The sequence below is a fragment of the Streptomyces sp. NPDC046977 genome (assembly GCF_040644455.1).
GTDB lineage: Bacteria > Actinomycetota > Actinomycetes > Streptomycetales > Streptomycetaceae > Actinacidiphila.
In genome coordinates, this window is record NZ_JBEYWO010000019.1 from 35,721 (window position 1) to 61,879 (window position 26,159).

Sequence of the window (26,159 nt, forward strand, 5' to 3'; positions counted from 1 at the left end):
GGAGCGGTCAGCTGTCGCTGCCGCCGTTGCGCAGGGTGTCGAGGTCGGCCTTGACGGTGTTGACGGGGATCGCGAACCCGAGGCCGATGCTGCCGGCAGTGCTGTCGCCGGCCGAGGACGAACTGGACGAGTACATCGCCGAGTTGATGCCGATGATCTCGCCGTTCATGTTGATCAGGGCGCCACCGGAATTGCCGGGGTTCAGCGAGGCGTCGGTCTGGATCGCCTTGTACGTGGTGGTGGACGAGCCGACGTCGCCGTTGTACCGGCCGCCGCCGAACTCGAACGGCCACCGGCTGTCGCCGTCGTCGCCGTTGCTGCTGCCGAAGCCGCGGCGCTGCCGCTGGCTCTGCCCCTGGCCCTCGTCGGCGGCGACCGTGACATCGCGGTCCAGCGCGGAGACGATGCCGCTGGTGACCGTGCCGGTCAGGCCCTCGGGGGAACCGATGGCCACGACCTCGTCGCCCACCGCGACCTGCCGGGAGTCGCCCAGCGCCGCCGGGGTCAGACCGCTGACGTCCTCGGCCTCCAGCAGGGCCAGGTCCTTGGAGCTGTCGGTGCCGACCACCTTCGCGGTGGCGGACTTCCCGGAGCTGAAGGTGACCTTGACGGCGTCCGCGCCCGCGATGACGTGGTTGTTGGTGATGATCTCGCCGCCGCTGGTGACGATCACCCCCGAGCCGGTCGACTCACCGGAGCCCGAGGTGGCGCTGACCTCCACGATGCTGGGGCTCACGGCCGCGGCGACGGAGGCGACGCTGCTGGTGCCCGTCGCGCTCGTGCCGACGACGCGGGTCGAGGTCGTCGCGGTCTGCGAGGCGGTGGCGTTCCCGATCAGGACCGCCGTCCCCCCGCCGACCAGCGCCGAGACCAGCGCCACGGTGGCCACCAGCGGTACCGTCCGCCGGGGCCGCCGGGCCGCGGGCCCCGCCGGGGCGGGGGCGCCGTACGGGTACGTCCCGAACGCGGACGCCTGCGGCTCGTAGGGCGGGGGCGGCGGGAAGGCCGCGGGACCGTTCCGGTGCTCGTCTGCGCCGCTGTCGGGCGAGGAGTTCTCGTTCATGACAACGACTGTGCGCCCTGAAGATGAGAGCTCCCTGAGCGTGCCCTGAGAACCGGGGCAGAGTTCCGTATGCCCGATATAAGAAAGGAACGCGCAGGTCAGCGCGGTGCGCTCGGAGGGGCGGCCGCGCCCCCGCCGACCTGCGGGAACGCGGTGAACGCGTCCTAGGGCCTGTTTCGAAAGTAGCGTCGGCCGCCCGGAGGGCGGGTCCCGCGGCTCCCCCAGCTACCGCTGGGGGTACCCCCAGGTGCGGTGCATCGCAAGGCGGAGAGTCGTCCTCGTAGTGGGCTACTCGGACGATTCGACAACGCAGCGAGGTGCCGTGCCAGGCGTCGCGGGATGGGGGCACCTCCCAGCGGTAGCTGGGGGAGGGACTTTCGAAACAGGCCCTAGTGGCAGCCGCAGCTGCGCCGCACGACCAGCCGGGACGGGAACTGCCGCAGCCGCTCCCGCCGCGAACCGGCGACCCGCAGCCCGTCGTCCAGCACCAGGTCCACCGCCGCGCGCGCCATCGCCTCGCGGTCCGAGGCGACCGTGGTCAGCGGCGGATCGGTCAGACCCGCCTCCTTGACGTCGTCGAACCCGGCCACGGCCAGCTCTCCCGGCACGTCGATCCGCAGCTCGCGCGCGGCCCGCAGCAGCCCGATGGCCTGGTCGTCCGTCGCGCAGATGATCGCCGTCGGGCGGCCGGGCCGGGCCAGCAGCTCCAGGCCGACCTTGTAGGCGTCGTAGCGGTTGTACGGGGCGGAGAACAGGCGGCCCTCGACGCTCCGCCCGGCCTCCTGCATCGCCCGCCGCCAGCCCTCGACGTGGTCGGTGACGGGGTCGCCGGACTTCGGGGTGATCTCGGTACCGCCGAGGCAGGCGACGTACTCGTGCCCGTGCTCCAGCAGGTGCCGCGTCGCCAGCTGCGCACCGCCGACGTCGTCCGTCACGACCGCGACGTCGTCGATCGCCTCCGGCCGGCGGTGCAGCAGCACGACCTTCGCGTCCCAGGCGTCTATCTCGATGGCGGCGTGCTCGCTCGGGCCCTGCGAGATGAGGATCAGCCCGGACACCCGCATGCCGAGGAAGGCCCGCAGGTAGTGGACCTCGCGCTCGTCGAGGTAGTCGGAGTTGCCGACCAGCACCATCTTGCCGCGCTCGGCCGCCGCCCGTTCCACGGCGTGCGCCATCTCCGCGAAGAAGGGCTGCCGCGCGTCCGGCACGATGAGTCCTATCAGGTCCGTCCGGCGGCTGGCCATCGCCTGGGCCACCCGGTCCGGGCGGTAACCGAGCTGCTTGATGGCCGCCTGCACGCGTTCCCGCGTCGCCGGTGCCACCGGCCGTGGTCCGTTGTTGATGACGTAGCTGACGACCGCGGTCGACGTCCCCGCAAGCCTGGCCACATCGTCCCGCGTCACCTTTGCCACGGGGCAACTCTACGCGGGTCCACCCGCGCCTCCCACTGTCTGCTCACAGCCGTGACCCGGGTGTGATCAGGTGTTGCGCGCGGACAGGGCGGCGGCCTCCGCGGACGCGTGTTCCTGCCCCTGTGCGGACTCCCCGTCCTGCGACCGGTCGCCCTTCTCGGGGGTGACGAAGCGGTAGCCGACGTTGCGGACCGTGCCGATCAGCGAGTCGTGCTCGGGGCCGAGCTTGGCCCGCAGCCGCCGGACGTGGACGTCGACCGTGCGCGTGCCGCCGAAGTAGTCGTAGCCCCAGACCTCCTGCAGCAGCTGGGCCCGGGTGAAGACCCGGCCGGGGTGCTGGGCCAGGTACTTCAGCAGCTCGAACTCCTTGAAGGTCAGGTCCAGGACCCTGCCCTTGAGCTTGGCGCTGTACGTCGCCTCGTCCACCGACAGGTCGCCGTTGCGGATCTCCGCCGGGCCGTCGTCGACGGTGATCTGCTGCCGGCCCATCGCCAGCCGCAGCCGGGCCTCGACCTCGGCGGGGCCCGCGGTGTCCAGCAGCACGTCGTCGATGCCCCAGTCGGCGGTGACGGCGGCCAGTCCGCCCTCGGTGACCACCAGGACCAGCGGGCAGCCCGGCCCGGTGGAGCGCAGCAGCTGGCACAGCGAGCGGACCTGCGGCAGGTCGCGCCGGCCGTCGATCAGGATCACGTCGGCGCCCGGCGTGTCCACCAGCGCCGGCCCCTCGGCGGGGGCGACCCGGACGCTGTGCAGCAGCAGCCCGAGTGCCGGGAGCACCTCGGTGCTCGGCTGGAGTGCGTTGGTCAGCAGAAGAAGTGAGCTCACCGGCCGCTCCCGTCGTTCATCGTCCGGTCATGCGTGTTCCGCTTCCCCATTGCGAACCCTCCTCGGTCCCGGCGAGGACGTCTGCGTGCACCGACGTGCGCCCTCCGGGACGGCCCGGAAAGCACGAAAGGACCCGGGGGCGACGCTGCCCGGATCCTCTTGACCTAAGAGAATAGCCCACATGGAGTCGGTGAGTGAGTCCCGCGCTGAGCGTTCGTGTGTCCCGCCGTTCGCCCACGGTGGCCGGCGAGCGGTGCTGTTGACCGAGGACGGGGTCCGTATCGACGCCGCCTACGCGCCCGGAGGGACCGCGGACGGCTTCGCGGTCGTCGTCGCGCACGGCTTCACCGGCGCCCTGGAACGGCCCGCGGTGCGGCGCGCGGCGGAGATCTTCGGGCAGGTGGACGGCGTCGGCGGGGTGGTCACCTTCTCCTTCCGCGGCCACGGGCGGTCCGGCGGGCGCTCGACGGTGGGCGACCGGGAAGTGCTCGACCTCGACGCGGCGGTCCGCTGGGCGCGGCGCGCGGGGCACCGGCGCGTGGTGTCCGTCGGCTTCTCCATGGGCGGTTCCGTGGTGCTGCGGCACGCGGGGCGCACAACGGCGCACGAAGGGGCGCACGTTGATGCCGTCATCTCCGTGAGCTCGCCCGCGCGCTGGTACTACCGCGGCACGGCGCCCATGCGACGGGTGCACTGGGCCATCACCCGGCCCGCCGGACGCCTGCTCTCCCGCGGCCTGCTCGGCACCCGCATCCACGACCGGGACTGGAACCCCGTCCCCGTCCCCCCGGTGGAGGCCGTCCCCTTCATCCGGCCCACCCCGCTGCTCCTCGTCCACGGCGACCAGGACGGCTACTTCCCGCTCGACCACCCCCTCTCCCTGGCGGAGGCGGCCGGCGACGCGGCCGAACTGTGGATCGAACCCGGCTTCGGCCACGCCGAGAACGCCGCCCCGGAGGAGCTCCTGCGCCGCATCGCGGCCTGGGCGGCGGCCCGCGTGCCGTAGCGGGCGACCCGCGGCGCCGGCGCCGCGCGGCGCTGCGTCATCATGGACGGCGGCAGGACCCGCGAGGGCAAGGGGAAGGAGCCGCCATGGCGGCACACGGCACGATCCGGTACTGGGCCGCGGCCAAGGCCGCCGCCGGCGCCGCCGAGGAGCCGTACGCCGAGGGCACGCTCGCCGAGGCGCTGACCGCCGCGCGCGAGCGCCACGCGGCGCGCCCGGAGTTCGCCCGGGTGTTGTCCAACTGTTCGTTCCTCGTCGACGGGAACCCCGTCGGCACCCGGGATCATTCCGGTATCGAGCTGGCCGACGGCGGCACGGTCGAGGTGCTCCCGCCGTTCGCGGGAGGATGAGCGCGTGACCGACAACCACGACTGGTACGCCCCGGGCCCAGGCCCCATGCCGGCGCACACCACGCACGACAGCACGGCCGTCCTCCCGCCCGTCGGCGGCGAGGGCACCGCGGCCCCCGCGCCCGCCCCCGGCGGCCGGGCCGCCCGGCGCCGTCAGGCCGGCCGTACGCCCGTGGACCGCACCGGGTCCCCCATCATCGCGCCCGGCATGCAGCCCGCCGCCCTGACCGCGGTCTTCGCGCTGCTGCTGGCCGGCGGCGCCCTGCTCGGCCGCCCCGCGCTGGCCGCCGCGGCCGTGCTGCTCCAGGCGGTGACCGCGGCCGGCTGGTTCCGCCTCAACGGCATGTGGCCCGCCCGGCAGGGCATCGCGCTGGCGTTCCTGGCGGGAGTCACGGCCGAGGTCGCGGTGCTGGTGGACGGGGCCGACAACGCGCCGGCCGTCATCATCGGCACGCTCGGCGTGTGGCTGCTGTTCGTGCTCGTCATGCACCTGCGCCACCACGGGACGCCCGAGGAGCGGCTGTCCTCGCTCACCGCCACCGCCGCCTCCACGCTGATCACCGTGCTGGCCACGGGCTTCCTGGCGGCCACAGCCGTCCCGGCGGGCGAGGACGCGGTCGTGACCGCCGTCGTCGCCGTGGGCGTGGCGACCCTGGCGCGCGCGCTGCCGCTGCCGGGTGTGGTGTCGGTGCTGGTCGCCCTCGCCGCCGCCACGGGCAGCGGGATCGCCCTCGCACGCCTGGAGACGCCGGACGGGGCGCTGATCGCGCTGGTCGCCGGGGTGTGCGCGCTGATCGGCCTGCGGGTGGCCAGCTACGACTTCCCGTCCCGGTTCGTGCACTTCACGGCGGGTGTCGCCCTGCCGCTCACCGCGGCAGCCCCCGCCGTCTACGTGATGGCCAGGGCACTGCTGGGCTGACCCGTTAGGGTCGTGCGGCGGCACCGGCGGTGTTTGTTGCCGGACCGGACTCACGGACACGTACACATCACTGCGGGGGACCCCTCATGCGTGCACTGCGGATTCTGCTCGTCGTCGTCGTGATACTCGGCGCCCTCTTCGTCGCGGCCGACCGCGTCGCGGTGCACTTCGCGGAGTCCGAGGCCGCCGACCGCGCCCAGCAGACCCAGGGCCTGACCTCGACGCCCGACGTCGACATCAAGGGCTTCCCGTTCCTGACCCAGGTGCTCGGCAAGAAGCTCGACGAGGTGGTGGTGACGGCGACCGGCATCCAGACGACCGGCACCGGCGGCGAGACGCTGCGGGTCGACCGCTTCCAGGCCGATCTGCACGGCGTGCGCATGTCGAACGGCTTCTCCAGCGCGGTGGCCGACACCGCGACCGGCTCCGCCACCGTCAGCTACGAGAACCTGAGCAAGGGCGCGCCGAGCGGGGTGAAGGTCAGCTACGGCGGCACCTCCTCCGACGGCAAGGGCCAGGTGAAGGTCGGCGTCGACATCTCCACGCCGATCGGCGACGTACAGCGCAGCGTGGTGAGCGAGATCGGCGTCGTCGACGGCAAGAACAGCATCAAGCTGACCGCCGGCCAGATCCCCGGCCTGGACGCCCTGCCCTCGGAGGTGGGGGACCTGATCCGGGAGCGGATCGACTTCACGCGGGCGCTGAGCGGGCTGCCGGAGGGCATCGAGCTGAAGTCGGTCACCGCCACGCCCGAGGGCATCACCGTCGAGGCGACCGGCACGAAGGTCGTTCTCGCCAACTGAGACGACGGCGTCCGCTCCGCAGTCCCTCGCGCCAGGCGCCCGGTCCCGGCTCCGCCCGGGATGCCGGGCATCTCCTTACCGTCCCGCCATGTGGACAATCTCATCTCGTGATGCGGACCGGCGGTGACATCCGCCCGATCCCTTCCCTACGATCGAGCACATGAAGCGACAGGCGGATCTCACGAAGCGGCGGGCAGTCGACCTGTGCCGTGTCGCCGCCATGCTCTGTCGCATCCCGTAGGGGCTTCCGCGCCGTCGTCCGGCGCCGTCTCCCGCCCCGCCCCCCCCGCCCCGCGCATTGCCGCGACGCGCCCCGTCCGGCGCTGCCCGGCCCCCCTGCGCACCCGTCCGTGTGCCGAGACATCCGCTACTGCCCCGGAGGAGATCAGCAATGAGCCGCAGTGACGTCCTGGTGGACGCCGACTGGGTCCAGGCCCACATCGACGACCCGAAGGTGGTCATCGTCGAGGTCGACGAGGACACGTCGGCCTACGACAAGAACCACATCAAGAACGCCGTCCGCATCGACTGGAAGAAGGACCTCCAGGACCCGGTGCGCCGCGACTTCGTCGACCAGGCCGGCTTCGAGGAGCTGCTGTCGGCCAAGGGCATCGCCAACGACGACACCGTCGTCCTCTACGGCGGAAACAACAACTGGTTCGCGGCGTACGCCTACTGGTACTTCAAGCTCTACGGCCACGAGGGCGTCAAGCTGCTCGACGGCGGCCGCAAGAAGTGGGAACTGGACTCCCGCGACCTGGTCGACGGCTCCGAGGTCCCGGCCCGCCCGGCCACCGAGTACCGGGCCAAGGCCCAGGACAGCTCGATCCGCGCCTTCCGCGACGAGGTCGTCGCCGCGATCGGCAACCTCAACCTGGTCGACGTCCGCTCGCCCGACGAGTTCTCCGGCAAGCTGCTCGCCCCGGCCCACCTCCCGCAGGAGCAGTCGCAGAAGCCGGGCCACATCCCGACCTCCCGCAACATCCCGTGGTCGAAGAACGCCAACGACGACGGCACCTTCAAGTCCGACGAGGAGCTCACGGCCCTCTACGAGGACGAGGGCGTCGACCTCGCCAAGGACACCATCGCGCTCTGCCGCATCGGTGAGCGCTCCTCGCTCACCTGGTTCGTCCTGCACGAGCTGCTCGACCAGCCGAACGTCAAGAACTACGACGGCTCCTGGACCGAGTACGGCTCGCTCGTCGGCGTGCCGATCGAGCTCGGCCCGGCCAAGTAACCCCCGACCCACGACCCGCCCGACCCCCGACCCGAAGGAAGACACCATGTGCGGAGCGAAGGCCGGCGGCCCCGATCTGGCCGGCGTCGACGTGGCGAAGGAAACGATCATCCAGGGTTCCGTGACCCGCGACGGCGAGCCCGTCGCCGGCTACGTGCGGCTGCTGGACGGCGGCGGCGAGTTCACCGCGGAGGTCCCCACCTCCGCGACCGGGCAGTTCCGCTTCTTCGCGGCCCCGGGCTCGTGGACGCTGCGCGCCCTCGTGCCGGGCGCGACCGTGGACCGCTCCGTCGTCGCGCAGCAGGGCAACCTCACCGAGGTGGCCATCGCCGTCTGACCGGCGCAACGAACCGATGAAGGGCCGCACCGCCACCCGAGTGGGGGTGCGGCCCTTCGCGACGTACTTTGGAAGGGTGTCCACAAGGCGTCGGCGCCGCTGGTACTTCGCCATGATGAGCGGGTGCGTCCTGCTCTTCGTCCTGGCGTGGAGCGTGGTGCGCCTGTGGTCGGTGCCGGTCGCCGTCGGCATGTGCGTCGTCGCGATGCTGATCCCGCCGGTCGCGGCCATCGTGGCCAACCGCAGGGGCCCGGACGAGCACTGGTGGGACGAGACCGGTGACCCCAAGTCCGACGAGTGGTGGCGCGAGCTCGACCGCCGCGACGACCACCGCGACCAGCGCTGAGGCGCCGAAGGCGCCGGATCAGTAGACGAGCGCCTGCACGCCGTCGGCCATCACCTCCTGGACGAAGACCTGCGACCCGGCGATCCGCACCCCCTCCAGCACGTCCTTCTCGCCGATGTCCCGGCGGGCCGCGCACTGCGTGCACAGGGTGATCCGGCCGCCGGCCATGATCCCCTCGATCAGGTCGGGCAGCGGCGCGGCGTGCGGCAGCTCGAACTCCGCGGCCTTCCCCGGCAGCGCGAACCACGCCGACTCACCGGTCAGCCACAGCGAGACCTCCACGCCGCTGGCCACGGCCACCGCCGCCACCGTGAACGCCTGCGAGCACCGTTCGGGCGCGTCGGCGCCCGCCGTCACCTTGATCACCAGCTTCTTCGCCATGGCCCACACCCTAAGGTGGCAGGCCTCACAGCGAAAAAAGTGTGAAGCGCTTTCCGAAGATCGACATAATGTGATCCGCCTCGCTGCACACATCGCGCGAGCGCTGTGTGTCTGCCCGGGGGGGCTTGTGGAAGCGCGTACGAACGCACGGACCGGTGCGACGATCGCCGTGGTCATCGGACTCGTCGTCCTGGCGACGCTCACGGCGGGTGCCGTGGTCGCCATCGGGTCATCGTCCTCGGACTCCGCGGTGACGGCCGCGCCATCGGCATCCCCGACGACGCCGACAACGCCGACAACGGCCCCGCCGTCCTCTCCGTCGCCGGACCCCACGCGGACCGCCGGGCAGAGCGCCTCCCCGTCCAGCACCGTCACCGGCGCCGTCCACGACGGCGCGCACAGCGGGGACCTGCGCTTCTTCCTGCTCACCCCGCCCAAGGACGCCGAGATCTACGGCGACGAGACGGGCACCGCCGTCACCCGCGACGAGGTCGGCGTCAGCGCCGACATCAAGCGGGGCCTGAGCCGCTACGGCTTCAAGAAGGGCGCCCAGCGCACCTACCTGACCGGCGACGGCGCCTACGAGATCTCCGTCGAACTGCTGCGCTTCGGCTCGACGGCCGGCGCCACCGGCTACTACGACGACTTCTCCCTGGACTCGCCGGCCCTGGCGATCGACAGCACCCACCCCGTCAAGGCCTACCGGCTGTCCTCCGGCTCCGCCGAGAGCACCGACGCCGTGGCCGCGCTGTCCCATCAGGGCGACGTGCACATCAGCATCACCGTGACCGGGGAGAAGCTGCCCGGCCGCGACCTGCTCAAGCGGCTGCTCGACCAGCAGTACCAGCGCCTCGCGACCGGCCGCTGAGCCCTCGACGCCTTTTGTGGAGAACCCCTTGTCCCAGGACACCCCTGTCCCGGATCAGGCATCCCCTGCTCCGGAAACACCCCCCGAGGCCGCCGCGGAGCCGCTTCCCGCGGCCCGCCCACCCCGCCGCCGCGGTCGTACCACCCTGCTGATCCTCGCGGCGGCCGTGCTCGGCGTCGCCGCGGGCGCCGGTACCGGCTACAAGATCCAGTACGACCGCCCCGAGACCCCGCTCCCCCCGCTCAGCCAGCCGGAACTCGTGCAGCCCAAGGGCGCCGCGCCGCCGGCGAAGCCGCTCACCGCGGCCGAGGACGCCCTCGTGAAGTACGACGGCGACCTGCGCAAGCTGCTGCTGAAGCGCCCCAAGGGCGCGAAGGACGGGAATTCGCCGCCCGGCGTCGACGGCTGGCTGCCGATCGCCGAGTACGCCGAGAACTTCGATGACCCGAAGGCAGGCTTCACCGACCTGCTGGATTCCGGCTTCCGCCGCGCGGCCACCACCACCTGGAGGACCGGCGACATCTCCGTGGAGATCCGGCTCGTCCAGTACCGCGACCTGGAGTACGCCGGCACGGAAGGCGACGTGCTGGACCAACTCCAGTTCACACGCGGCCAGGACGAGGCGGGCAACGACGGACGGGCGATTCCCGGCTCCGTCGACGGCAAGGTGTTCTCCTACTCCCGACCGACCCGCAGGGCGGGCTACCTCCCCTACTACAAGTCGGCGGCGGTCGCGCGGCAGGCGAACATCGAGATGCTGATCTGGGTCACTTCGTCCCACCCGGTCCCCCAGTCGACGATCATGTCCGTGGCCAAGCGTCAGTGGGAGCGGCTGTGAGCGACGAGAAGACGACCCCGACCCCCGCCGAGGAGCCCGCGGTGGAGCCGGGCCGGCAGGAGCCGGCGTCCCAGGCCGCCGCCCCGGAGCCCGGCCTTGAGACGGCTGCTCCGGAGTCCGCTCCCGAGGCCGTGGCTCCGGAATCCGCTCCCGAGGCCGTTGTCCCGGAGTCCGGCCCCGAGGCCCCGCTGCGCAGGAGCCGCAAGGGACTCGCCCTCGGGATCGCGGCCGCGATCGTGGCCGTCGTCGCGGGCGGAGGCATCGGGTTCGCGGTGCTCCGGCACCAGGGGAACGACGGCACCCAGGCCGCGGCGAAGCCGTGGAAGGCCCCGAGACCGGAGAAGACGGGCACCTACGGTGTCCAGTCCGGAGGCAGCCACTACGGCGCGTTGGGCACACTGCTGCTGCCCATGCCCAGCGGCTACGGTTCCGGTCCCGACATGGCGCCGTACGGCAACGACGTCGAGCTGTCCGGCAAGCAGGCGGTGACCGCCATGACGCAGGGATACCACGACCTGCCGAAGAAGACCCGGGACGCCGCGCTCAAGGCCGTGGACCGGCTGCGCATCCAGGGCATCGGCATGCGGAGCTACGCCGCCGAGGACGGCGAGACGCTCATCGAGATGCGGATCGTCCAGATGCAGAACAAGCAGGCCGCGCGGGCCGGTACCGAGTTCTTCAGCGACTTCACCAAGGCACTCGGCGTCTTCCGCAACGGTCCCGGGATCGCGGGCCACGACAAGGCGCGCTGCGTCCTGCCGCCCAAGAAGCCGGGTGCCGACCTGGACTTCATGCAGTGCCAGGCCACCGAGGGCGACCTCCTGGTGACGATGTCGGTCTCCGGGGTGTCCCCCCTCGACAAGAAGGCCGCGGCCGACGTGCTGGCCGATCAGCTCGACCGCGTCCAGGACCCCGGAGAGGCAGCATGAGCATCAGTGACCAGCCGGCGGTGCGATCCGCCGTCGCGGGCGAGCCCGAAGCCACTGTGCCCTCCCCGCCCGAGGCTGTCCCCGAGCCCGCTGCCGCCCTGGAGACCCTGGCGGTCGTCGTGGACCCCGTGTCCGCGGCGGATGCCGGCACGCCCCTGCCCGACCCGGTTCCGCGCCCGCGCGACCGGCGCCGGTTGCGGGCGGTGCTGCGCTGGACCTCGGCCGTGCTGGTCTTCGCCGCGCTCGGCGGGGCCACCGCGTACGCGGTCAGCCAGCCGCGGCGCACCGACGTCCCCGGCCTGCAGACCCCGGACGACGGGCGCTGGACGTACCCCGCCCTCGCACTGCCGAAGCTGCCCGCGGGCAAGCCGAGGGTGTTCGACGAGGAGCGCAACCCCGGCGGCGCCCACTACGCCGACCTGCACGCGCTGCTGCTGCCCGCCGCCCGCGGGGCGAAGGCCGACAGGACCTTCGACGGCAAGGACGGCTGGCTGCCCGATGCGCGCTTCGCCGAGCTCTTCGAGAAGGCCGGCCGGACGCGGCTGATGGAGCGCCTGGACCAGAACGGCCTGCGCCACATCGCCGCCCGCGCCTGGGACATGCCGGACGGCACGAGGACGGAGATCTACCTCGTGCAGTTCATCAGCGCCCCGTACGCGGAGAAGGGCCGCCTCCAGATGATGACCGTCGCGGGCCTCGCCGACTCGCCGAGCAAGGTCCTGGACCCGGCGTGGCAGGACGCGCTCTCCTTCCCGGAGGACGTGAACCTCTCCACGTTCGACGAGAACAAGCCGTTCGGCGGCGAGCGGGCACGGTCCGCGTTCATCGGTGCCGGTGACACCGTCGCCGTCATCAGCATGCGCAAGGCCGGCGACCAGCCCGCCGTCCCGTTCCACCAGGCCGTACTGCTGCAGTCGCAGCTGCTCGGCTGACCGGGTTGCGCCCGGTACGGGCGCGATGCGCGGGGGGCCACCTCAGCGCATCGCGCCCGTACCGGCCGACTAGACTCGGCAAACGGCCCCACTGGGCCGCCGACCGTCCGCGCCTGCCCGAGGAGCACGCTCGTGAGCGCCATTGAGATCTTCTTCGACGTCATGCTTGTCCTGGTCTGCCTTGGCGTCCTCGCGTTCTCCGTTCTGGCGGTGAAGAAGCTCTACCAGGGACAGCGCTGAACATGATCGAAATCCCCTCAGACCTCCACCCGGAGCTCGTACCGCTCGCCTTCCTCCTGGGCACCTGGGAGGGCGCGGGCGTCTTCGACTTCCCGGGCGCGGAGAAGTGCAACTTCGGCCAGGAAGTGGTCTTCACCCACGACGGCCGCCCGTTCCTGGAGTACACCTCCAAGACCTGGGTGCTGGACGCCGAGGGCAAGCCGGAGAAGCCGCTGGAGAGCGAGTCCGGTTTCTGGCGGATCGACAAGGACCGCAAGGTCGAGATCACGATGACCCGCGACAACGGCGTCATCGAGATCTGGTACGGCGAGCTCGCCGAGGGCAAGCCGCAGATCGACCTGGTCACGGACGCCGTGGCCCGGCTGGCCGACGCGCCGGCCTACAGCGGCGGCAAGCGCCTGTACGGCTACGTCAAGAGCGACCTGATGTGGGTCGGCGAGAAGGCCACCCCGGAGGTGGCGCTGCGCCCGTACATGTCGGCGCACCTGAAGAAGGTCGTCAACCCCAGCGAGTGGGCCAAGGACCTCAAGGACCTGCCCGACGACGGCATCGCCTTCTTCCGCTGAGGTCCCCGCGGGCGGCCCCGCGAAGTCGCGCCGGGCCGCCGACGGCGCCCTTCCGCCTAGACTGTCCCTGTGGTGACCACGGACTGGAAGAGCGATCTGAGGCAACGCGGCTACCGGCTCACGCCGCAGCGACAGCTTGTCCTGGAGGCGGTCGACGTCCTGGAGCACGCGACTCCGGACGAGATCCTCACCGAGGTGCGCAGGACCGCCTCCGGGGTGAACATCTCCACCGTCTACCGCACGCTGGAGCTGCTGGAGGAGCTGGGCCTGGTCAGCCATGCCCATCTCGGCCACGGCGCCCCCACGTACCACCTCGCCGACCGGCACCACCACATGCACCTGGTGTGCCGCGACTGCGAGTCGGTCACCGAGGCCGACATCTCCGAGGCCGCGCCGCTGACCGACCGGCTGCGCGCGACCTACGGCTTCGAGACGGACATGAAGCACTTCGCGATCTTCGGCCGGTGCGCGGACTGCGCACGGAAGGCCCGAACGACTGAGGGTTCAACTACCGCGACGTAGGCTGGTTCCATGCAGCGACAAACACTGACCAGTCCCCTGCTGTCGCTCCCCGGCGCCGTCCCCGCAGAAGGCCCTGACGAGGGAGTCGCCGCGCACTACGGGGACCTGTTCCGCGAGCAACGGGCCCTCGCGGACGGCAAGGGCTTCGTCGACCTGTCCCACCGCGGTGTCGTCGCCGTCACCGGTCAGGACCGGCTCGCCTGGCTCCACCTCCTGCTCACCCAGCACGTCAGCGACCTGCCGCCCGGGCAGGCCACCGAGGCGCTGATCCTCTCCGCGCACGGCCACATCGAGCACGCGCTGTACCTCGTCGACGACGGCACCACCACCTGGATGCACGTCGAGCCGGGCACGCAGGGCGACATCGTGGCCTACCTGGAGAGCATGAAGTTCTTCTACCAGGTCGAGGTCGCCGACGTGACCGGCGACCACGCCGTCGTCCACCTCCCGGCGGGCAGCATCGTCGCGGTTCCGGAGGAGTGGCCGGTGCGCGAGGTCCCGTACGGCCGCGACGTCCTCGTGCCGCGCGCCGAACTGGAGGCCTTCGCCCACCCGTCGCCCGCCACCACCCTTTCAGGGAGCTGCGCACGCTTCTTCTCCGAGGCCGGCGCCCCGGTCGGCGTGCTGGCCCTGGAGGCCCTGCGCATCGAGGCCCACCGCCCGCGGCTCGGCCTGGAGACCGACCACCGCACCATCCCGCACGAGCTGGGCTGGCTCGGCACGGCCGTCCACCTCGACAAGGGCTGCTACCGCGGCCAGGAGACCGTCGCCCGGGTGCACAACCTCGGCCGGCCGCCGCGCCGGCTGGTCTTCCTGCACCTCGACGGCAGCGAGGTCAAGCTGCCCGGCCACGGCACGCCCGTGCACCTCGCCGCCGACGGGCCGGACGGCCGCCAGATCGGCACCGTCACCTCGTCGGCCCGGCACTGGGAGCTCGGCCCGATCGCCCTCGCGGTGATCAAGCGCAACACCCCCGCGGACGTGCCGCTGCTGGCGGACGGGACGGCCGCGAACCAGGAGACCGTCGTCGAGCCCTGAGGGCCCTAGAGATCGAGCACGACCGTGAACGGGCCGTCGTTCGTGAGCGAGACCTTCATGTCCGTTCCGAAGCGGCCCGTCGCCACGTCCGCGCCCAGTGCGCGCAGCTGCGCGACGACCTCGTCCACGAGCGGTTCGGCGACCGGACCCGGCGCCGCGGCGTTCCAGGTCGGCCGGCGCCCCTTGCGGGCGTCACCGTAGAGAGTGAACTGCGAGATCACCAGCAGCGGCCCGCCGATGTCGGAACAGGACTTCTCCTCCGGCAGGATCCGCAGACTCCACAGCTTGCGGGCGAGCTGCGCCGCCTTCTCCTTCGTGTCGTCGTGCGTGACCCCCACCAGCACGCACAGCCCCGGACCGGCGATCTCGCCGACCGTCTCGCCGTCCACCACGACCTTCGCTTCGCTCACCCGCTGGGCCACCGCTCGCATGCCCCCCATTCTCCCGGGCGTGAGGGGGCGCGCGGCACGGGGGCCGTACGCCCGCTTGGGCTCACGTACAACTGTCCGGCGCGGCCGTTCGGGTGCAGGTGCCTGCGGGACACAGGTACTCGGTGGCACGATCGAGATCTGCCCGACGCGGGGGACGAGGGGACGGACAGACATGAAGCACACCGGTACGACACGTACCACCGGGACGGCGGAAGGCGAACGCATGCTCAAGGCACCGGGCCCGCGCTCCCCGTTCTCCGACGCGCCGCAGCCCGACTTCGCGGGGCTCACCCTCGCCGGCCTGCGCACCGCCCGCCGTGAGGCACAACTGGAGGAGGCCGACCTGTCCTACCTCCGGCGGCTGCTGCAGGGCCGCATCGACATCCTGCGCGCCGAACTCGCCCGCCGCACGGCCCCCGACGCGCCCGTGCTGGACCGGCTCTCGGAGATCCTCACCGACACCCCGTCCCGGCACCGCACCTCCGCCCGGCACGTCACCCTGCGCACCCCGCGCAGCGAGCGCTACCGGCAGCTCGCCGAGGAGATGCTCGCCGAGGTCGAGCTCTCCGACCTGGAGGCCCGCACCGACCAGGAACTGCACGACGCGATGGGGCGGCTGGTCCGCCACGAGCAGCAGGTCTCGCGCTGCCGGCAGTCCCTGCAGCGCACCGTCGACGGGTGCAGCACCGAGATCGCCCGGCGCTACCGCGCGGGCGAGGCACGGGTCGAGGACCTGCTGTCGGGGGACTGAGGGCCCGCGGGGGAAGGCCCGCGGGAAAGCCGCGGGAAACTGTGCGAAAAGGGGATGCGCGCAGGCGTGACCGGCGCTTACCGTGCGGGACATGAGCCTTGAGGTCCGCACGCTCGAAGCATCCGACTTCGCCGGCTGGCTGCGCGCCACCCGACTCGGTTTCCACCGTCCCGCGACCGTCGGCGACGAGGAGATCGAGCTCCGGCGGCCGTACACGGATCTCGCCCGCACGCAGGGCGCGTTCGACGACGGCCGGTGCGTGGCCACCTTCCGCAGCATGCCGCGCGACCTCACCGTGCCCGGCGGCGCCGTACTGCCCGCCAGCGCGATCACCCACGTCACCGTCTCCGCCACGCACCGCCGCCGCGGCGTCGCCTCGCGCATGATGGCCAACGAACTGGCCGCCACCGCCGAACGCGGAGAACCGCTCGCGATCCTCATCGCCGCCGAGTACCCGATCTACGGCCGCTTCGGCTTCGGCCCCGCGGCCGGCGTCACCGAGTGGCACGTCGACACCGCCCGCGCCGGCCTGCGCCCGCCCGGCGACGACGAGGACGGCCGCGTCGAACTCGTCGACCCCGCCGACGTCCTCAAGTCCGGCCCGGAACTCCACGAGCGGGTACGGGTGCAGGTCCCCGGCTCGATCAACCGCAACGACCGCTGGTGGGAGCTGTTCACCGGCAAGGTCCGGATGTCGGCCGACGAGCCCTGGAAGGAACCGATCTTCGCCTTCTACCGGGACTCCTCCGGCCGCGTCGACGGCCTGGCCGCGTACACCGTCGCCGACGAATGGCACGGCATGTACCCGCAAGCCCCCCTGGAGATCAAGAACTTGATCGCCGCCACCCCGGCCGCCGAACGGGCCCTGTGGCGCTACCTGCTCTCCATCGACTGGGTCACCACCGTGCGCACGGGCTTCCGCGCCCACGACGACGTCATGCCGCTGCTCCTCGCGGACCGGCGCGCCGCCAGGGTCGACAACAGCTCCGACTTCCTGTGGCTGCGCTTCGTCGACGTGCCCCGCTCGCTGGCCGCCCGTACCTACGCCGCCCCGGGCACCGTCGTCCTCGATGTCCTCGACCCGTACGGCTACGCCGCCGGCCGCTTCCGCCTCGAGGTTTCCCCGGGCGGCACCGCCACCGCCGAGGCGGCCCCCTCCGCTGCCCCGGACCTGACCCTCACCGCCGCCGACCTCGCCGCCCTCTACCTCGGCGACGAGTCCGCGGTCCGCCTCGCCACCATCGGCCAGGTCACCGAATCCCGCCCGGGCACGGCGGCCCAGGTGGACGCGCTGTTCCGTACGTCGCGCAAGCCGTGGGCGATCGACGGGTTCTGACGCCGACAGCCAGCTGCGGGTCGCCGAGCTTGTCGCGTGAGTGGCGACATCGGAAGCGACGTCGGCCCGTGCTCGGACTTACGCTCCTCAGGGGAATATCGTGGGCGGAGCCGACTGGTGCTGATCGACCCCGGGAGTCGCGTGAACGCCGACCGCAGAGCCCTCTCGTCAGTTCTGGACGCCGCCGACTGTGTGCTGTTCGATTTTGACGGACCTATTTGTCATCTCTTTGAGAAACACCCGGCCGATGTCATTGCCGGGACTGTCAGCGCCTTGTTGTCAAAGCAAAAGGACTTGCTGCCTCAGCGACTGGAAGGGTCCACCGACCCCCATAAGATTCTCCGCGAGACTGCACTGGCTGCTCGTGCCAAGGGCGACGGCCTTCCACAGCTCTTGGTGGACGCGGAACAGCACGTGTCCGAGCAGGAGATGGAGGCGGCACGGGTAGCAGGTGAACCCACGCGGCACGTTAGAGAATTGATCAAGTTTCTTGTGTGCCGCGGAAAGCACCTCGCGGTGACGAGCAACAACTCCCCCGAAGCGGTGCGCTGTTACTTGGAGAACCATGAACTGCCCGCCTTCGGCAATATGATCTTCGGTCGTGATCCGGATCCAGCCTTGATGAAACCCCATCCCCACTGCGTGGACCAAGCCCTTGCCGCCGTGGGAGTGCCTGGTTCCAGGGCCCTCCTCATCGGAGACTCGGAATCTGATCTTCGGGCGGCGCAGGCTTCGGGCGTGGCCTTCTTGGGTTTTGACCCCAACGCACGCAAGTTCAAAGGGGTGCTCGCAGTGACTGCCCTGTCCGAGCTTCTGACGGCCTTCAGTGACGCTACTTGATCGATGTCGTGCGTGCGGCTTGTCGAGGTACGCGGTACCGCGGCATCATGGTGGTCTTGTCCAGCTGAGCGGGGGGCCACGGCGATGACGTCACTCAGTGCACCTGGCGCAGGCGGCGGAAGCGGACCGCTTCGTAAAGTCAAGGAGTCCATATCGGCGGCGAAGCCTCGGGTTGTGAGGTACTCGCTGGCTGTGATCTGCGTATTAGGCGTCGTGGCGCAATTGGTCCCCGCCGTCGGCGATGTTTTAGCGCGCCAGACTTTCATTGGTGGTTCATTCGCGGCCTTTATAGCCTATGTGCTTTTCGACGCGATTACTACTGAGAAGCCACTCGCTTCGTCAGGGATGCGTGTCCTGAGGTCGATTGACGAGCTGCGAGAGTGCGCATCGCGTGCATTTGATCATCGAGACGTCAGCGTCGACTTTTATGGCTTCACGTCGGAAACGCTTCTCCAAATTACTCGAACGCCGATGCAACGCCTGGCGGACGAGGCGCGTGGTCACTACCGTGTGAGGATCAGGGTACTTACACCGGACCTGCAGGCTCCCATGAATCTCCCGTGCCGCCTAGTCCCGGACGGGGGGCCCGATGTGCAGGGTCATCAGCACTACAACGTCGTAGATGATCTTGCATTCCGAGAGCAGATGCAGGCGAAAATCGACGAGTCGAAGCGCATTTTCGCGGAACTAAAGGCGGCCATAGAATCTTCGATTCCGGGAGCGCGGGTTGAAATACTGTTCCGGGTTGCATCGTATCTCTCGCCGCAGTCAAAACTCTTGCTTTTCAACGATGACGAGGCCTGCCAAGGCTCTTACCCGGTCGAGGTTGAATCGATTGCCGGGGTGGAGTCGGCCCGAAGGCTGAACCCCAAGGGCTTTACTGTGGGCGGTATGGTTCTTGTATCCAAACGCGGTGGCCCCACAGCTCGCGACCTGTTCGAGCAGCACCGGCGTTGGTTCGAGCACCACTGGGCCCTTGCCGAAAGGGTGCACTGATTCATTCGGGGCGCCACGTTGTCGATATCTCGGAGGCTCAAGTGCGTCATGCGCGAGCGGGTGGTGGGGCCAGGCGCGAATGGGAGCGTGTGGCCGATTCGCTGCGTCACCGGATCGAGGCCGGCGAGATCCCGGTTGACGGGCAACTCCCCACCCAGGCTGAGCTGGCGGAGACGTTCGACGTAGACCGCGCCACGGTCCAGAGGGCACTCAAGGAGCTCCAGGACGAAGGTTACGTAGAGTCAATCCAAGGCAAGGGAGTCTTCGCCCGAAATTGGCGCAACCCGACACCGGCGCACGCCAACGGTGTGGCCCATCGGACAGATCAGGCCAGCGTCGAGCTGGAGGACGCCATCGCGGAGGCGTTCGAGGCGGAGCACATCACGATCGATGTCTACTGTCTAACGAGTGAGTCGCTGAACGCCGCCCTCAGCCGTCCGGTGGGCCGGATCCTGCGTGGTGAGCTGAGTCCGTCTTCGATCAAGGTCCGGCTCCTGCTGCCCAGCCCCGACGCCCTGCTGGCCATCCCGCGCAACGTCTCGGATCCGAAGGATGCTCGCCCACGGCACCGTCTGGCAGGTTTGATAGATCTCCAGACTCGCGTTCTGCGCAACCTGCTGGGGGACCTGCACACGCGCGGGTTGACCGGCTCGGTGGTGATCGAGACCAGGACGGTTCCGATCACACCCATGACCAAGATCTACCTGCTGAACGGCGAGCAAGCTCTGACGGGCTACTACTCGGTCGTGCCCAACAACGTCCTCCTGGAGGATGGCTCAGTTGTTGGCATCTTCGACGTCCTGGGAGTCGGAGCGAAGCTGTACCCGCAAGGGCTTCTCCAGCTTGAGGAGTGTCAGCAGTGGTTCGACTCGCTGTGGACCACAATCGCCGAATCGATGTGACACTCACTGAATGGCTTCGACAGATCCTGAGCGGCTCCTGAACCGACTGCGAGGCGTCAAGGTCGTCCTGTTCGACTTTGATGGTCCGCTTTGCGACTTGTTCGTCGGCCGCAGTGCCGAGACGGTGGCCGAACACATGAAGGGCTTCCTGGCGGACAGGGGCTGGTTGCTGCCGAAATTCGAGCCGTACACGGACACGCATCAACTGCTTCACGATGTCTCGGCTGCCGGTGTCCCGGAGGGGATAGTCAGAGGTCTCGATGACGTTCTGGTCGATGCGGAACGTAAGGCGGCAATGGTGGCGCATCCGGTCGAGGGGGCGGCCGATCTCATACGGGGGTTGGCTGTGATGGATCGGCCAATGGCGATCACGACCAACAATTCTCCGGCCTCGGTCCAGGTTTACTTGAAGGAACACGGACTGGAGCGGGAGTTCAGCGGAAGAATCTTTGGTCGCGGTGATGTGCCAGAGAAAATGAAGCCCGATCCGGCGTGTCTACGCGCGGCAATGAGGGAGCTGGGGCGGGAATCTACCCCGGGCAATTGCCTCATGATCGGCGATTCGGTGCGGGACCTCCGGGCCGCACGTGCGGCCCATGTGAAATTTCTGGCATATGCCGGTCTCGGTGACCGTTACCAGCAGCGGGTGGACGCTCTTCTGGAGGCGAGAGCGGATTTGCTCGTCAGGAACATGGTGGAGTTGGTGGAAGCTTTCTCCACCGTGGGTCTCAGCCGCAGACGTGCTCCCGTCGAGTAGCCGTACGAAATTCGATAGCCGCACTTAGGGTTTCGATGTGCGTCTTTGGGGAAAAGCGCGTAGGCTCGCGGGCACATCACGCGTCATCAGATGGTGATGCCATATTGGCGAGCGCTCATCGGTCGGTGCAACGTGACGGATACGGTTGTGGCCACGGCTGCCCCGGGTGGCGCTGCCACGCCTACGCGGCCTGATTCCGCCGACACGCGTGACGACGATCCCTCGGAGCCATATGGTCGATGCGAGGGGAGGAGCGAGAGGCCAAGTCTGGCACGCGCACCCATGTATGGACGGCTGCACGAGTCCTTCGTCAGGTGGCACTGCGCATGGCGGAAGTACCACCCGGACTCGCTCGTCCTGTCAGGACATCACAACTCCAACCATGTGGTGCCGATGGGCCGGGGGCTCGCGTGGTTGATGCCCACCCCGTCGGAGGGGACGGCGCAGGTCAAGCTGAGGGTCCCCCTCGATACCCCCATGGTCGTGATGCGTACGTGGCTGGACGAAGCATCGGTGCTGGCCGCGCTTGAGCAGCTGACTCCCGAACCCGTATTTGTTACTCCCCGCTGCCTGGTCACCTTCGAAGGCGCGTCTCTGCACAAATTCGAGCCGGGCAGCGCACTGTCGCAGGTCTCGGAGCCCGGCGAGGCGCTGGGTGAGGACATGCTCCGGAAGTTGGCGGAGGTCTTCGCACGCACAGCCGTCGTCGGACCGGATCAACTGCCGCCCCTGCCTCACGACTGGCCGACCGACCACAAGAACAGCGACGCCTTCCTCGATCATGTCGTCCGCTACGCCGAGAACGAGGTGCACCAGCGTCACCGTCCCGACTTCGGGCAACTGTTCGACGCGCTCGGTGTTCCCGTCGACGCCCTGGACCGCTTTCGCCTGAGGGTGCGCCGTCGTACACCGGAGATGCAACGTCGGCCGTACGCGCTGCTGCACACCGATCTCCATCGGGACAACGTCGTGCTGCTCGACGACGGAGGCCTGTTCATCCTGGACTGGGAGCTCGCTACGTACGGTGATCCCCTGCACGACCTGGCCACACACCTGGTGCGGATGCAGTACACCAGCGACGAGCGCAATGCCATGCAGGACATCTGGGAGGAGACGCTCATCCGACGCGGCTGCTCGGCGATGACCGCGGGGATGTGGACCGATCTGCAGGCCTACTTGGATTTCGAGTACGCGCAGTCGGTGTTCGCCGATGTCGTCCGGGCCGCGGTCCGTCTCGGGAAAGGCTCTGTCGAACCGGACTTCGGGCGGTCCGTCGCGATGGTCAGCCGTGCGCTGGGCCTGGCGAAGGACGCGATCGGGATGGACGGGCTGCCCACAGAGCAGGAGATCAAGGCCGCACTGGCTGAGTGGCACGCCAAGCTCCCTCCAGAGCCTCGCCGCCGGCGGTCGGTAATCACGGGGCGGGCCGCACGCAGCTCAGTCCGTGCCGGCTGACACGACGGGCCGGGATTCGGACGAAAGCCTGCGGGCGGCGTTCAGCCAGGCGGCCTGCGTTCTGTTCGACTTCGACGGCCCGCTCGCGGACCTGTTCGCCCACCGTCCGGCGTTCCGGGTGGCGGAGACACTCGGGCACAGGGCGCAGACGTTGGGGGGTGCCCGTCGAGGCGCTCCAGGATGTGCGTGACCCTTTGCTGGTGCTGCGGAGGGCAGCATAGGACGGCAGTGCCGACGTCCTGCGCGAACTGCAGGAACTCCTGGTCGACGAGGAAACGAAGGCGGCAGGGTCGGCGTACCCGACTCCGCACGCGGACAGCTTGGTGGTACTTCTGGTCGCCAGTGGGCGGCAGGTGGCGATCACCACGAACAATTCGGCACGGGCGGCAACTGCCTTCCTGAAACGGGCAGGCCCTGCTACGCGCGGGCGCCGCACAAGGAAGCGGCGCTGCGTGATGCGGGTGCGGTCCATGTAGTGGAGTCCCTGCAGGTCCTGGTGGAGCTGGTCTGGACTCGAAATTCGGAGTATGTCCTGTGCGCCAGCGGTGACGCGGTGGGTGTCCTGCCCGGGTAGGGGCGCGTGCAGCGCCATCGTGCAGCGCTGCTAACTCGTGGGGTGAAGGACATTTAACTGGACCTTGACGGTCGATCGGTCCACGCTCGTTCCATGGGGATTCACGTACCGCTGATCACGCCCTTCGCCGTCGACGGCAGTGTGGACGCCGGTGCCCTGGAGCGGCTGGCGCACGACGTGCTCGACGGTGGGGCCGAAGGGCTGGTCGCGCTGGGGACGACCGGGGAGCCGGCCGCGCTCGACGAGGGGGAGAAGGCGCTCGTCCGCGAGGTCGTCGGGCGGGTCTGCCGCGGGCGGGGGGCGCGGTTCACGGTCGGGGCCGGTGGGGCCGACACGCGGCGGGCCGCGGAGGAACTGCGCGGGCTGGCGGCGGATGCCGCCCTCGTGACCGTGCCGGCGTTCGTGCGGCCCTCCGAGGACGGCGTGGTCGCGCACTTCGAGGCGCTGGCGCGGGCCTCCGCCGTGCCCTTGCTCGTCTACAACATCCCGTACCGCACCGGACGCACCCTGAGCGCCGACACCGTGCGCCGGATCGCCGCCATCGACGGGGTCCACGGTTTCAAGCACGCCGTCGGCGGCATCGACCAGGACACCGTCCTCCTGGTGCGGGAGGTGCCGCTCTACGCCGGGGACGACGTCTTCGCCCCCGCCCTGCTGGCCCTGGGCGCGGCCGGCGCCGTCCTGGCCTCCGCGCACCTGGCCACCGCGCAGTGGGTGGAGCTGGCCCGTTCCCACGACGCCGAGCGCGGGCACGCGCTCGCGCGGCTCGCCGCCGCCTGCTTCACCGAGCCGAACCCCACGGTGACCAAGGCGGTCCTGCACGTCCAGGGCCGCATTCCCACCCCCGCGGTCCGGCTGCCCCTGCTGCCCGCCGGGCGGCCGGCAGTCGAGACGGCCCTCCGGGCACTCGCCGAGGCGGGGGATACTCGGGACCGTACGTACGCACTGATCGGAGAGACCGGATGAGGATCGGAATCGTCGGAGCCACCGGCCAGGTCGGCGGCGTCATGCTCAAGGTATTGGCCGAGCGTGACTTCCCGGTGGAGCGGCTGCGGCTGTTCGCGTCGGCCCGTTCCGCGGGGCGGACGCTGCCGTGGAAGGACGGCGAGATCACCATCGAGGACGCGGCGACCGCCGACTACGCGGGTCTCGACATCGTCCTGTTCTCCGCGGGCGGCGCCACCTCCAAGGCGCTCGCCCCCAAGGTGGCCGCCGCGGGCGCGGTCGTGATCGACAACTCCTCGGCCTGGCGCATGGACCCCGAGGTCCCGCTCGTGGTGTCCGAGGTCAATCCGCACGCGATCGCCGACCGCCCCAAGGGCATCATCGCCAACCCGAACTGCACCACGATGGCCGCGATGCCGGTGCTGCGCCCGCTGCACGAGGAGGCGGGGCTGACCGCGCTGGTCGCCACCACCTACCAGGCGGTCTCCGGTTCTGGCCTGGCCGGTGTCGCGGAGCTCGACGGGCAGATCCGCAAGGTCGCCGACGACGCGACCGGGCTGACCTTCGACGGCGCGGCCGTGGAGTTCCCCGAGCCCGCGGTCTACCGGCGGCCGATCGCCTTCAACGTCGTCCCGCTGGCCGGGAAGATCGTCGACGACGGCCGCTTCGAGACCGACGAGGAGCAGAAGCTCCGCAACGAGTCCCGCAAGATCCTGGAGATCCCGGAGCTGAAGGTGTCCGGCACCTGTGTGCGCGTGCCGGTCTTCTCCGGGCACTCGCTGCAGCTCAACGCCCGCTTCGCGCGCCCGATCAGCGTTGAGCGCGCCTACGAGCTGCTGGCCGCGGCCCCCGGCGTGGAGCTGTCGGAGATCCCCACCCCGCAGCAGGCCGCGGGCAGCGACCCTTCCTACGTGGGCCGGATCCGTGCCGACGAGACCGTCGAGCACGGCCTCGCCCTCTTCCTGTCCAACGACAACCTCCGCAAGGGCGCGGCGCTCAACGCCGTGCAGCTCGCCGAGCTGGTCGCGGCGGAGCTGCGGGGCTGACGTACCCGCTCCCCTCGGTGCCCGATGCCCCGGCCGTTCGGCCGGGGCATCGGCGTTCGTCCCGGCCCCGCTTGACCCTCACACCGTGTGAGGCCCTGCACTGGGAGACGTCATGTTCGGCATCGGAGACTTCGCCAGGCACGGCCGCGTGTCGGTCCGCATGCTGCGTCACTACGACGCGGTCGGACTGCTGCGCCCGGACCGTGTCGACCCCGCCAGCGGCTACCGCTCGTACGCCGCCGGGCAGCTCGCCCGGCTCAACCGGATCATCGCGCTCAAGGATCTCGGCTTCACCCTGGAACAGGTGCGGTCGATCCTCGACGAGGAGGTCGGCGCCGACGAGCTGCGCGGCATGCTGCGGCTGCGCCGCGCCGAGCTCGCGGCGGGCATGGCCGCGGACGCGGCACGGCTGGCCGGGGTCGAGGCGAGGCTGCGCACCATCGAGAGCGAGGGACGGATGGATTCCGACGACGTGGTCGTCAAGCGGGTGCCTGCCGTGCGGCTGGCCGAACTCACCGCCACGGCAGCCGGGTTCGAGCCGGCGCAGATCGGCCCGGTGATCCAGCCGCTGTACGGCGAGCTGTGCCGCCGGCTGGAGGCGGCGGGGGTGCGGCCGGTGGGGCCGAGTGTCGCCCATTACGAGGAGGCGCCCGGCGGCGAGGGCGCGGTCGTGGTGCACGCGGGGCTCCAGGTGGACGTGGAGCCGGACGCCGGGTACGACTTCGCGGTCGTGGACCTGCCGGCGATCGGGAGCGCCGCGACGATCGTGCACCGCGGGTCCATGGACGACGTGCTGCGCACCGAGCAGACGCTCGCCCGCTGGATCGACGCCCACGGCCACCGCTCCACCGGCTACCCGCGCGAGCTGTACCTGGAGGCCGGCGGCCACCCCGACACCTGGGTGACGGAACTGCAGCAGCCGCTGGCCCCCGGGGACTGATCCGCCGGCCGGTCAGCCCATCGGGCGGCCCTCGCGGGCCGCGAGGTCGACCAGTTCGAAGGCCGTCCGGCCGTCCAGGGACTCGCGGACGATGTCCGCGTGCCCGGCGTGCCGGGCGGTCTCCTCGATGAGGTGGAGCAGGATCCAGCGGGCGCTGACCTTCATGCCCGGGGGGTTCCACGGCGCGTCCGGCAGGGCGACCGTTCCCTCGAGGTCGGGGAGGGCCAGGACGGCGGCCTCGGTCTCGCGGGCGATCGCCGTCCAGGCGTCGAGCCAGCCGGCGAGGGTCTCGCCCTCCAGCAGGCGGAAGCCGTTGACGTAGTCCTCGCGGTTGCCCGCCTTCTCCGCGCGGCCGAGCAGCAGGCCCTGCACCCAGGTCTCCTCGGTGCGGGCGACGTGCTTGACCAGCCCGGCGAGGTTCAGCTCGCTCGCGCTCGGCCGGGACGTGGCCTGCGCGTCGTCCAGACCCAGCACCGCCCGGCGCACACCGGCGCGCTGCGACTCCAGGTAGGCCAGCAGCGCGTCCCGCTCGTCCGTCTCGTTGCGAACCACCGTCGGCATCGTGCACCCCTTG

At 70.4% G+C, this 26,159-nt stretch carries 31 protein-coding genes; 25 read left to right on the forward strand and 6 right to left on the reverse strand.

What is annotated here, in order from left to right; translation table 11 throughout:
• Positions 1 to 7: 7 nt before the first annotated feature.
• The 3 genes from ABZ883_RS25960 to ABZ883_RS25970 form a co-directional block, all read right to left on the reverse strand.
• The gene (locus ABZ883_RS25960) at positions 8 to 1,063 is read right to left on the reverse strand and encodes a trypsin-like peptidase domain-containing protein (protein WP_360910027.1); all 1,056 of its coding nucleotides are present in this window, start codon (positions 1,061 to 1,063) and stop codon (positions 8 to 10) included.
• A 389-nt stretch (positions 1,064 to 1,452) separates the two neighbouring features.
• Positions 1,453 to 2,475, reverse strand: a complete 1,023-nt coding sequence (locus ABZ883_RS25965; protein WP_360910029.1) for a LacI family DNA-binding transcriptional regulator — start codon at positions 2,473 to 2,475, stop codon at positions 1,453 to 1,455.
• A gap of 66 nt (positions 2,476 to 2,541) precedes the next feature.
• Entirely contained in the window at positions 2,542 to 3,300 is a 759-nt protein-coding gene (locus ABZ883_RS25970; RefSeq protein ID WP_360910031.1) for a response regulator transcription factor, read from the reverse strand.
• Positions 3,301 to 3,481: 181 nt separating this feature from the next.
• Here ABZ883_RS25970 and ABZ883_RS25975 point away from each other — a divergent pair, with 181 nt between their 5' ends.
• From ABZ883_RS25975 to ABZ883_RS26010, 8 genes are all read left to right on the forward strand, one after another.
• Positions 3,482 to 4,306 (forward strand): alpha/beta fold hydrolase, encoded by an 825-nt coding sequence (locus tag ABZ883_RS25975; protein WP_360910033.1) that lies wholly within the window; start codon positions 3,482 to 3,484, stop codon positions 4,304 to 4,306.
• 86 nt (positions 4,307 to 4,392) lie between these two features.
• Entirely contained in the window at positions 4,393 to 4,656 is a 264-nt protein-coding gene (locus ABZ883_RS25980) for a MoaD/ThiS family protein (RefSeq protein WP_360910035.1), read from the forward strand.
• 4 nt (positions 4,657 to 4,660) lie between these two features.
• The gene (locus ABZ883_RS25985; RefSeq protein WP_360910037.1) at positions 4,661 to 5,575 is read left to right on the forward strand and encodes a hypothetical protein; all 915 of its coding nucleotides are present in this window, start codon (positions 4,661 to 4,663) and stop codon (positions 5,573 to 5,575) included.
• A gap of 86 nt (positions 5,576 to 5,661) precedes the next feature.
• The gene (locus ABZ883_RS25990; protein ID WP_360910039.1) at positions 5,662 to 6,378 is read left to right on the forward strand and encodes a DUF2993 domain-containing protein; all 717 of its coding nucleotides are present in this window, start codon (positions 5,662 to 5,664) and stop codon (positions 6,376 to 6,378) included.
• A 160-nt stretch (positions 6,379 to 6,538) separates the two neighbouring features.
• On the forward strand, positions 6,539 to 6,619 hold the full coding sequence (locus ABZ883_RS25995) for a putative leader peptide (RefSeq protein WP_360910367.1): 81 nt from the start codon (positions 6,539 to 6,541) through the stop codon (positions 6,617 to 6,619).
• Positions 6,620 to 6,769: 150 nt separating this feature from the next.
• Positions 6,770 to 7,615: a sulfurtransferase gene (locus ABZ883_RS26000; RefSeq protein WP_360910041.1), complete on the forward strand. Its 846-nt coding sequence runs from the start codon at positions 6,770 to 6,772 to the stop codon at positions 7,613 to 7,615.
• A 46-nt stretch (positions 7,616 to 7,661) separates the two neighbouring features.
• Entirely contained in the window at positions 7,662 to 7,952 is a 291-nt protein-coding gene (locus tag ABZ883_RS26005; protein WP_319663489.1) for a DUF1416 domain-containing protein, read from the forward strand.
• A gap of 76 nt (positions 7,953 to 8,028) precedes the next feature.
• Positions 8,029 to 8,298, forward strand: coding sequence for a DUF3099 domain-containing protein (locus ABZ883_RS26010; RefSeq protein WP_360910043.1), 270 nt, complete (start codon positions 8,029 to 8,031; stop codon positions 8,296 to 8,298).
• Between the two features lie 18 nt (positions 8,299 to 8,316).
• Here ABZ883_RS26010 and ABZ883_RS26015 read toward each other — a convergent pair whose 3' ends face one another.
• Complete coding sequence (locus ABZ883_RS26015) at positions 8,317 to 8,679, reverse strand: DsrE family protein (RefSeq protein WP_360910045.1); 363 nt, start codon at positions 8,677 to 8,679, stop codon at positions 8,317 to 8,319.
• Positions 8,680 to 8,806: 127 nt separating this feature from the next.
• On the opposite strand from ABZ883_RS26015, the gene ABZ883_RS26020 reads away from it, so the two are divergent.
• The 7 genes from ABZ883_RS26020 (at position 8,807) to ABZ883_RS26050 (ending at position 14,612) form a co-directional block, all read left to right on the forward strand.
• On the forward strand, positions 8,807 to 9,547 hold the full coding sequence (locus ABZ883_RS26020) for a hypothetical protein (RefSeq protein WP_360910047.1): 741 nt from the start codon (positions 8,807 to 8,809) through the stop codon (positions 9,545 to 9,547).
• A 28-nt stretch (positions 9,548 to 9,575) separates the two neighbouring features.
• Positions 9,576 to 10,385: a hypothetical protein gene (locus ABZ883_RS26025; RefSeq protein WP_360910049.1), complete on the forward strand. Its 810-nt coding sequence runs from the start codon at positions 9,576 to 9,578 to the stop codon at positions 10,383 to 10,385.
• Complete coding sequence (locus ABZ883_RS26030; RefSeq protein WP_360910051.1) at positions 10,382 to 11,314, forward strand: hypothetical protein; 933 nt, start codon at positions 10,382 to 10,384, stop codon at positions 11,312 to 11,314. Before ABZ883_RS26025 ends, ABZ883_RS26030 begins: the two co-directional genes overlap by 4 nt.
• Positions 11,311 to 12,246, forward strand: a complete 936-nt coding sequence (locus ABZ883_RS26035; RefSeq protein ID WP_360910053.1) for a hypothetical protein — start codon at positions 11,311 to 11,313, stop codon at positions 12,244 to 12,246. The genes ABZ883_RS26030 and ABZ883_RS26035 overlap by 4 nt, the downstream gene beginning before the upstream one ends.
• A 242-nt stretch (positions 12,247 to 12,488) precedes the next feature.
• Positions 12,489 to 13,052, forward strand: a complete 564-nt coding sequence (locus ABZ883_RS26040; protein WP_360910055.1) for an FABP family protein — start codon at positions 12,489 to 12,491, stop codon at positions 13,050 to 13,052.
• Positions 13,053 to 13,121: 69 nt separating this feature from the next.
• The gene (locus ABZ883_RS26045; RefSeq protein ID WP_360910057.1) at positions 13,122 to 13,574 is read left to right on the forward strand and encodes a Fur family transcriptional regulator; all 453 of its coding nucleotides are present in this window, start codon (positions 13,122 to 13,124) and stop codon (positions 13,572 to 13,574) included.
• Between the two features lie 9 nt (positions 13,575 to 13,583).
• Positions 13,584 to 14,612, forward strand: coding sequence for a folate-binding protein (locus ABZ883_RS26050; RefSeq protein WP_360910059.1), 1,029 nt, complete (start codon positions 13,584 to 13,586; stop codon positions 14,610 to 14,612).
• A 5-nt stretch (positions 14,613 to 14,617) separates the two neighbouring features.
• On the opposite strand, the gene dtd is transcribed toward ABZ883_RS26050, so the two are convergent.
• The gene (dtd, locus tag ABZ883_RS26055; RefSeq protein WP_360910061.1) at positions 14,618 to 15,043 is read right to left on the reverse strand and encodes a D-aminoacyl-tRNA deacylase; all 426 of its coding nucleotides are present in this window, start codon (positions 15,041 to 15,043) and stop codon (positions 14,618 to 14,620) included.
• Between the two features lie 223 nt (positions 15,044 to 15,266).
• On the opposite strand from dtd, the gene ABZ883_RS26060 reads away from it, so the two are divergent.
• From ABZ883_RS26060 to ABZ883_RS26105, 10 genes are all read left to right on the forward strand, one after another.
• Positions 15,267 to 15,794, forward strand: coding sequence for an ABC transporter substrate-binding protein (locus ABZ883_RS26060; protein ID WP_360910063.1), 528 nt, complete (start codon positions 15,267 to 15,269; stop codon positions 15,792 to 15,794).
• A 91-nt stretch (positions 15,795 to 15,885) separates the two neighbouring features.
• Positions 15,886 to 17,130 (forward strand): GNAT family N-acetyltransferase, encoded by a 1,245-nt coding sequence (locus tag ABZ883_RS26065; RefSeq protein ID WP_360910065.1) that lies wholly within the window; start codon positions 15,886 to 15,888, stop codon positions 17,128 to 17,130.
• 117 nt (positions 17,131 to 17,247) lie between these two features.
• Positions 17,248 to 17,970: an HAD-IA family hydrolase gene (locus ABZ883_RS26070; protein ID WP_360910067.1), complete on the forward strand. Its 723-nt coding sequence runs from the start codon at positions 17,248 to 17,250 to the stop codon at positions 17,968 to 17,970.
• A 174-nt stretch (positions 17,971 to 18,144) separates the two neighbouring features.
• On the forward strand, positions 18,145 to 18,966 hold the full coding sequence (locus ABZ883_RS26075; RefSeq protein ID WP_360910069.1) for a hypothetical protein: 822 nt from the start codon (positions 18,145 to 18,147) through the stop codon (positions 18,964 to 18,966).
• A gap of 89 nt (positions 18,967 to 19,055) precedes the next feature.
• The gene (locus tag ABZ883_RS26080; RefSeq protein WP_360910071.1) at positions 19,056 to 19,868 is read left to right on the forward strand and encodes a GntR family transcriptional regulator; all 813 of its coding nucleotides are present in this window, start codon (positions 19,056 to 19,058) and stop codon (positions 19,866 to 19,868) included.
• Between the two features lie 10 nt (positions 19,869 to 19,878).
• A complete protein-coding gene (locus ABZ883_RS26085; RefSeq protein WP_360910073.1) occupies positions 19,879 to 20,625 on the forward strand; it encodes an HAD-IA family hydrolase in 747 nt (248 codons plus the stop codon).
• A gap of 477 nt (positions 20,626 to 21,102) precedes the next feature.
• The gene (locus ABZ883_RS26090) at positions 21,103 to 22,080 is read left to right on the forward strand and encodes an aminoglycoside phosphotransferase family protein (RefSeq protein WP_360910075.1); all 978 of its coding nucleotides are present in this window, start codon (positions 21,103 to 21,105) and stop codon (positions 22,078 to 22,080) included.
• Positions 22,081 to 22,747: 667 nt separating this feature from the next.
• Positions 22,748 to 23,620: a dihydrodipicolinate synthase family protein gene (locus ABZ883_RS26095; RefSeq protein WP_360910077.1), complete on the forward strand. Its 873-nt coding sequence runs from the start codon at positions 22,748 to 22,750 to the stop codon at positions 23,618 to 23,620.
• Complete coding sequence (locus ABZ883_RS26100; RefSeq protein WP_360910079.1) at positions 23,617 to 24,645, forward strand: aspartate-semialdehyde dehydrogenase; 1,029 nt, start codon at positions 23,617 to 23,619, stop codon at positions 24,643 to 24,645. Before ABZ883_RS26095 ends, ABZ883_RS26100 begins: the two co-directional genes overlap by 4 nt.
• Positions 24,646 to 24,757: 112 nt before the next feature.
• Positions 24,758 to 25,585: a MerR family transcriptional regulator gene (locus ABZ883_RS26105; protein ID WP_360910081.1), complete on the forward strand. Its 828-nt coding sequence runs from the start codon at positions 24,758 to 24,760 to the stop codon at positions 25,583 to 25,585.
• Between the two features lie 12 nt (positions 25,586 to 25,597).
• On the opposite strand, the gene ABZ883_RS26110 is transcribed toward ABZ883_RS26105, so the two are convergent.
• Entirely contained in the window at positions 25,598 to 26,146 is a 549-nt protein-coding gene (locus ABZ883_RS26110) for a DinB family protein (protein ID WP_360910084.1), read from the reverse strand.
• Positions 26,147 to 26,159: the final 13 nt, after the last annotated feature.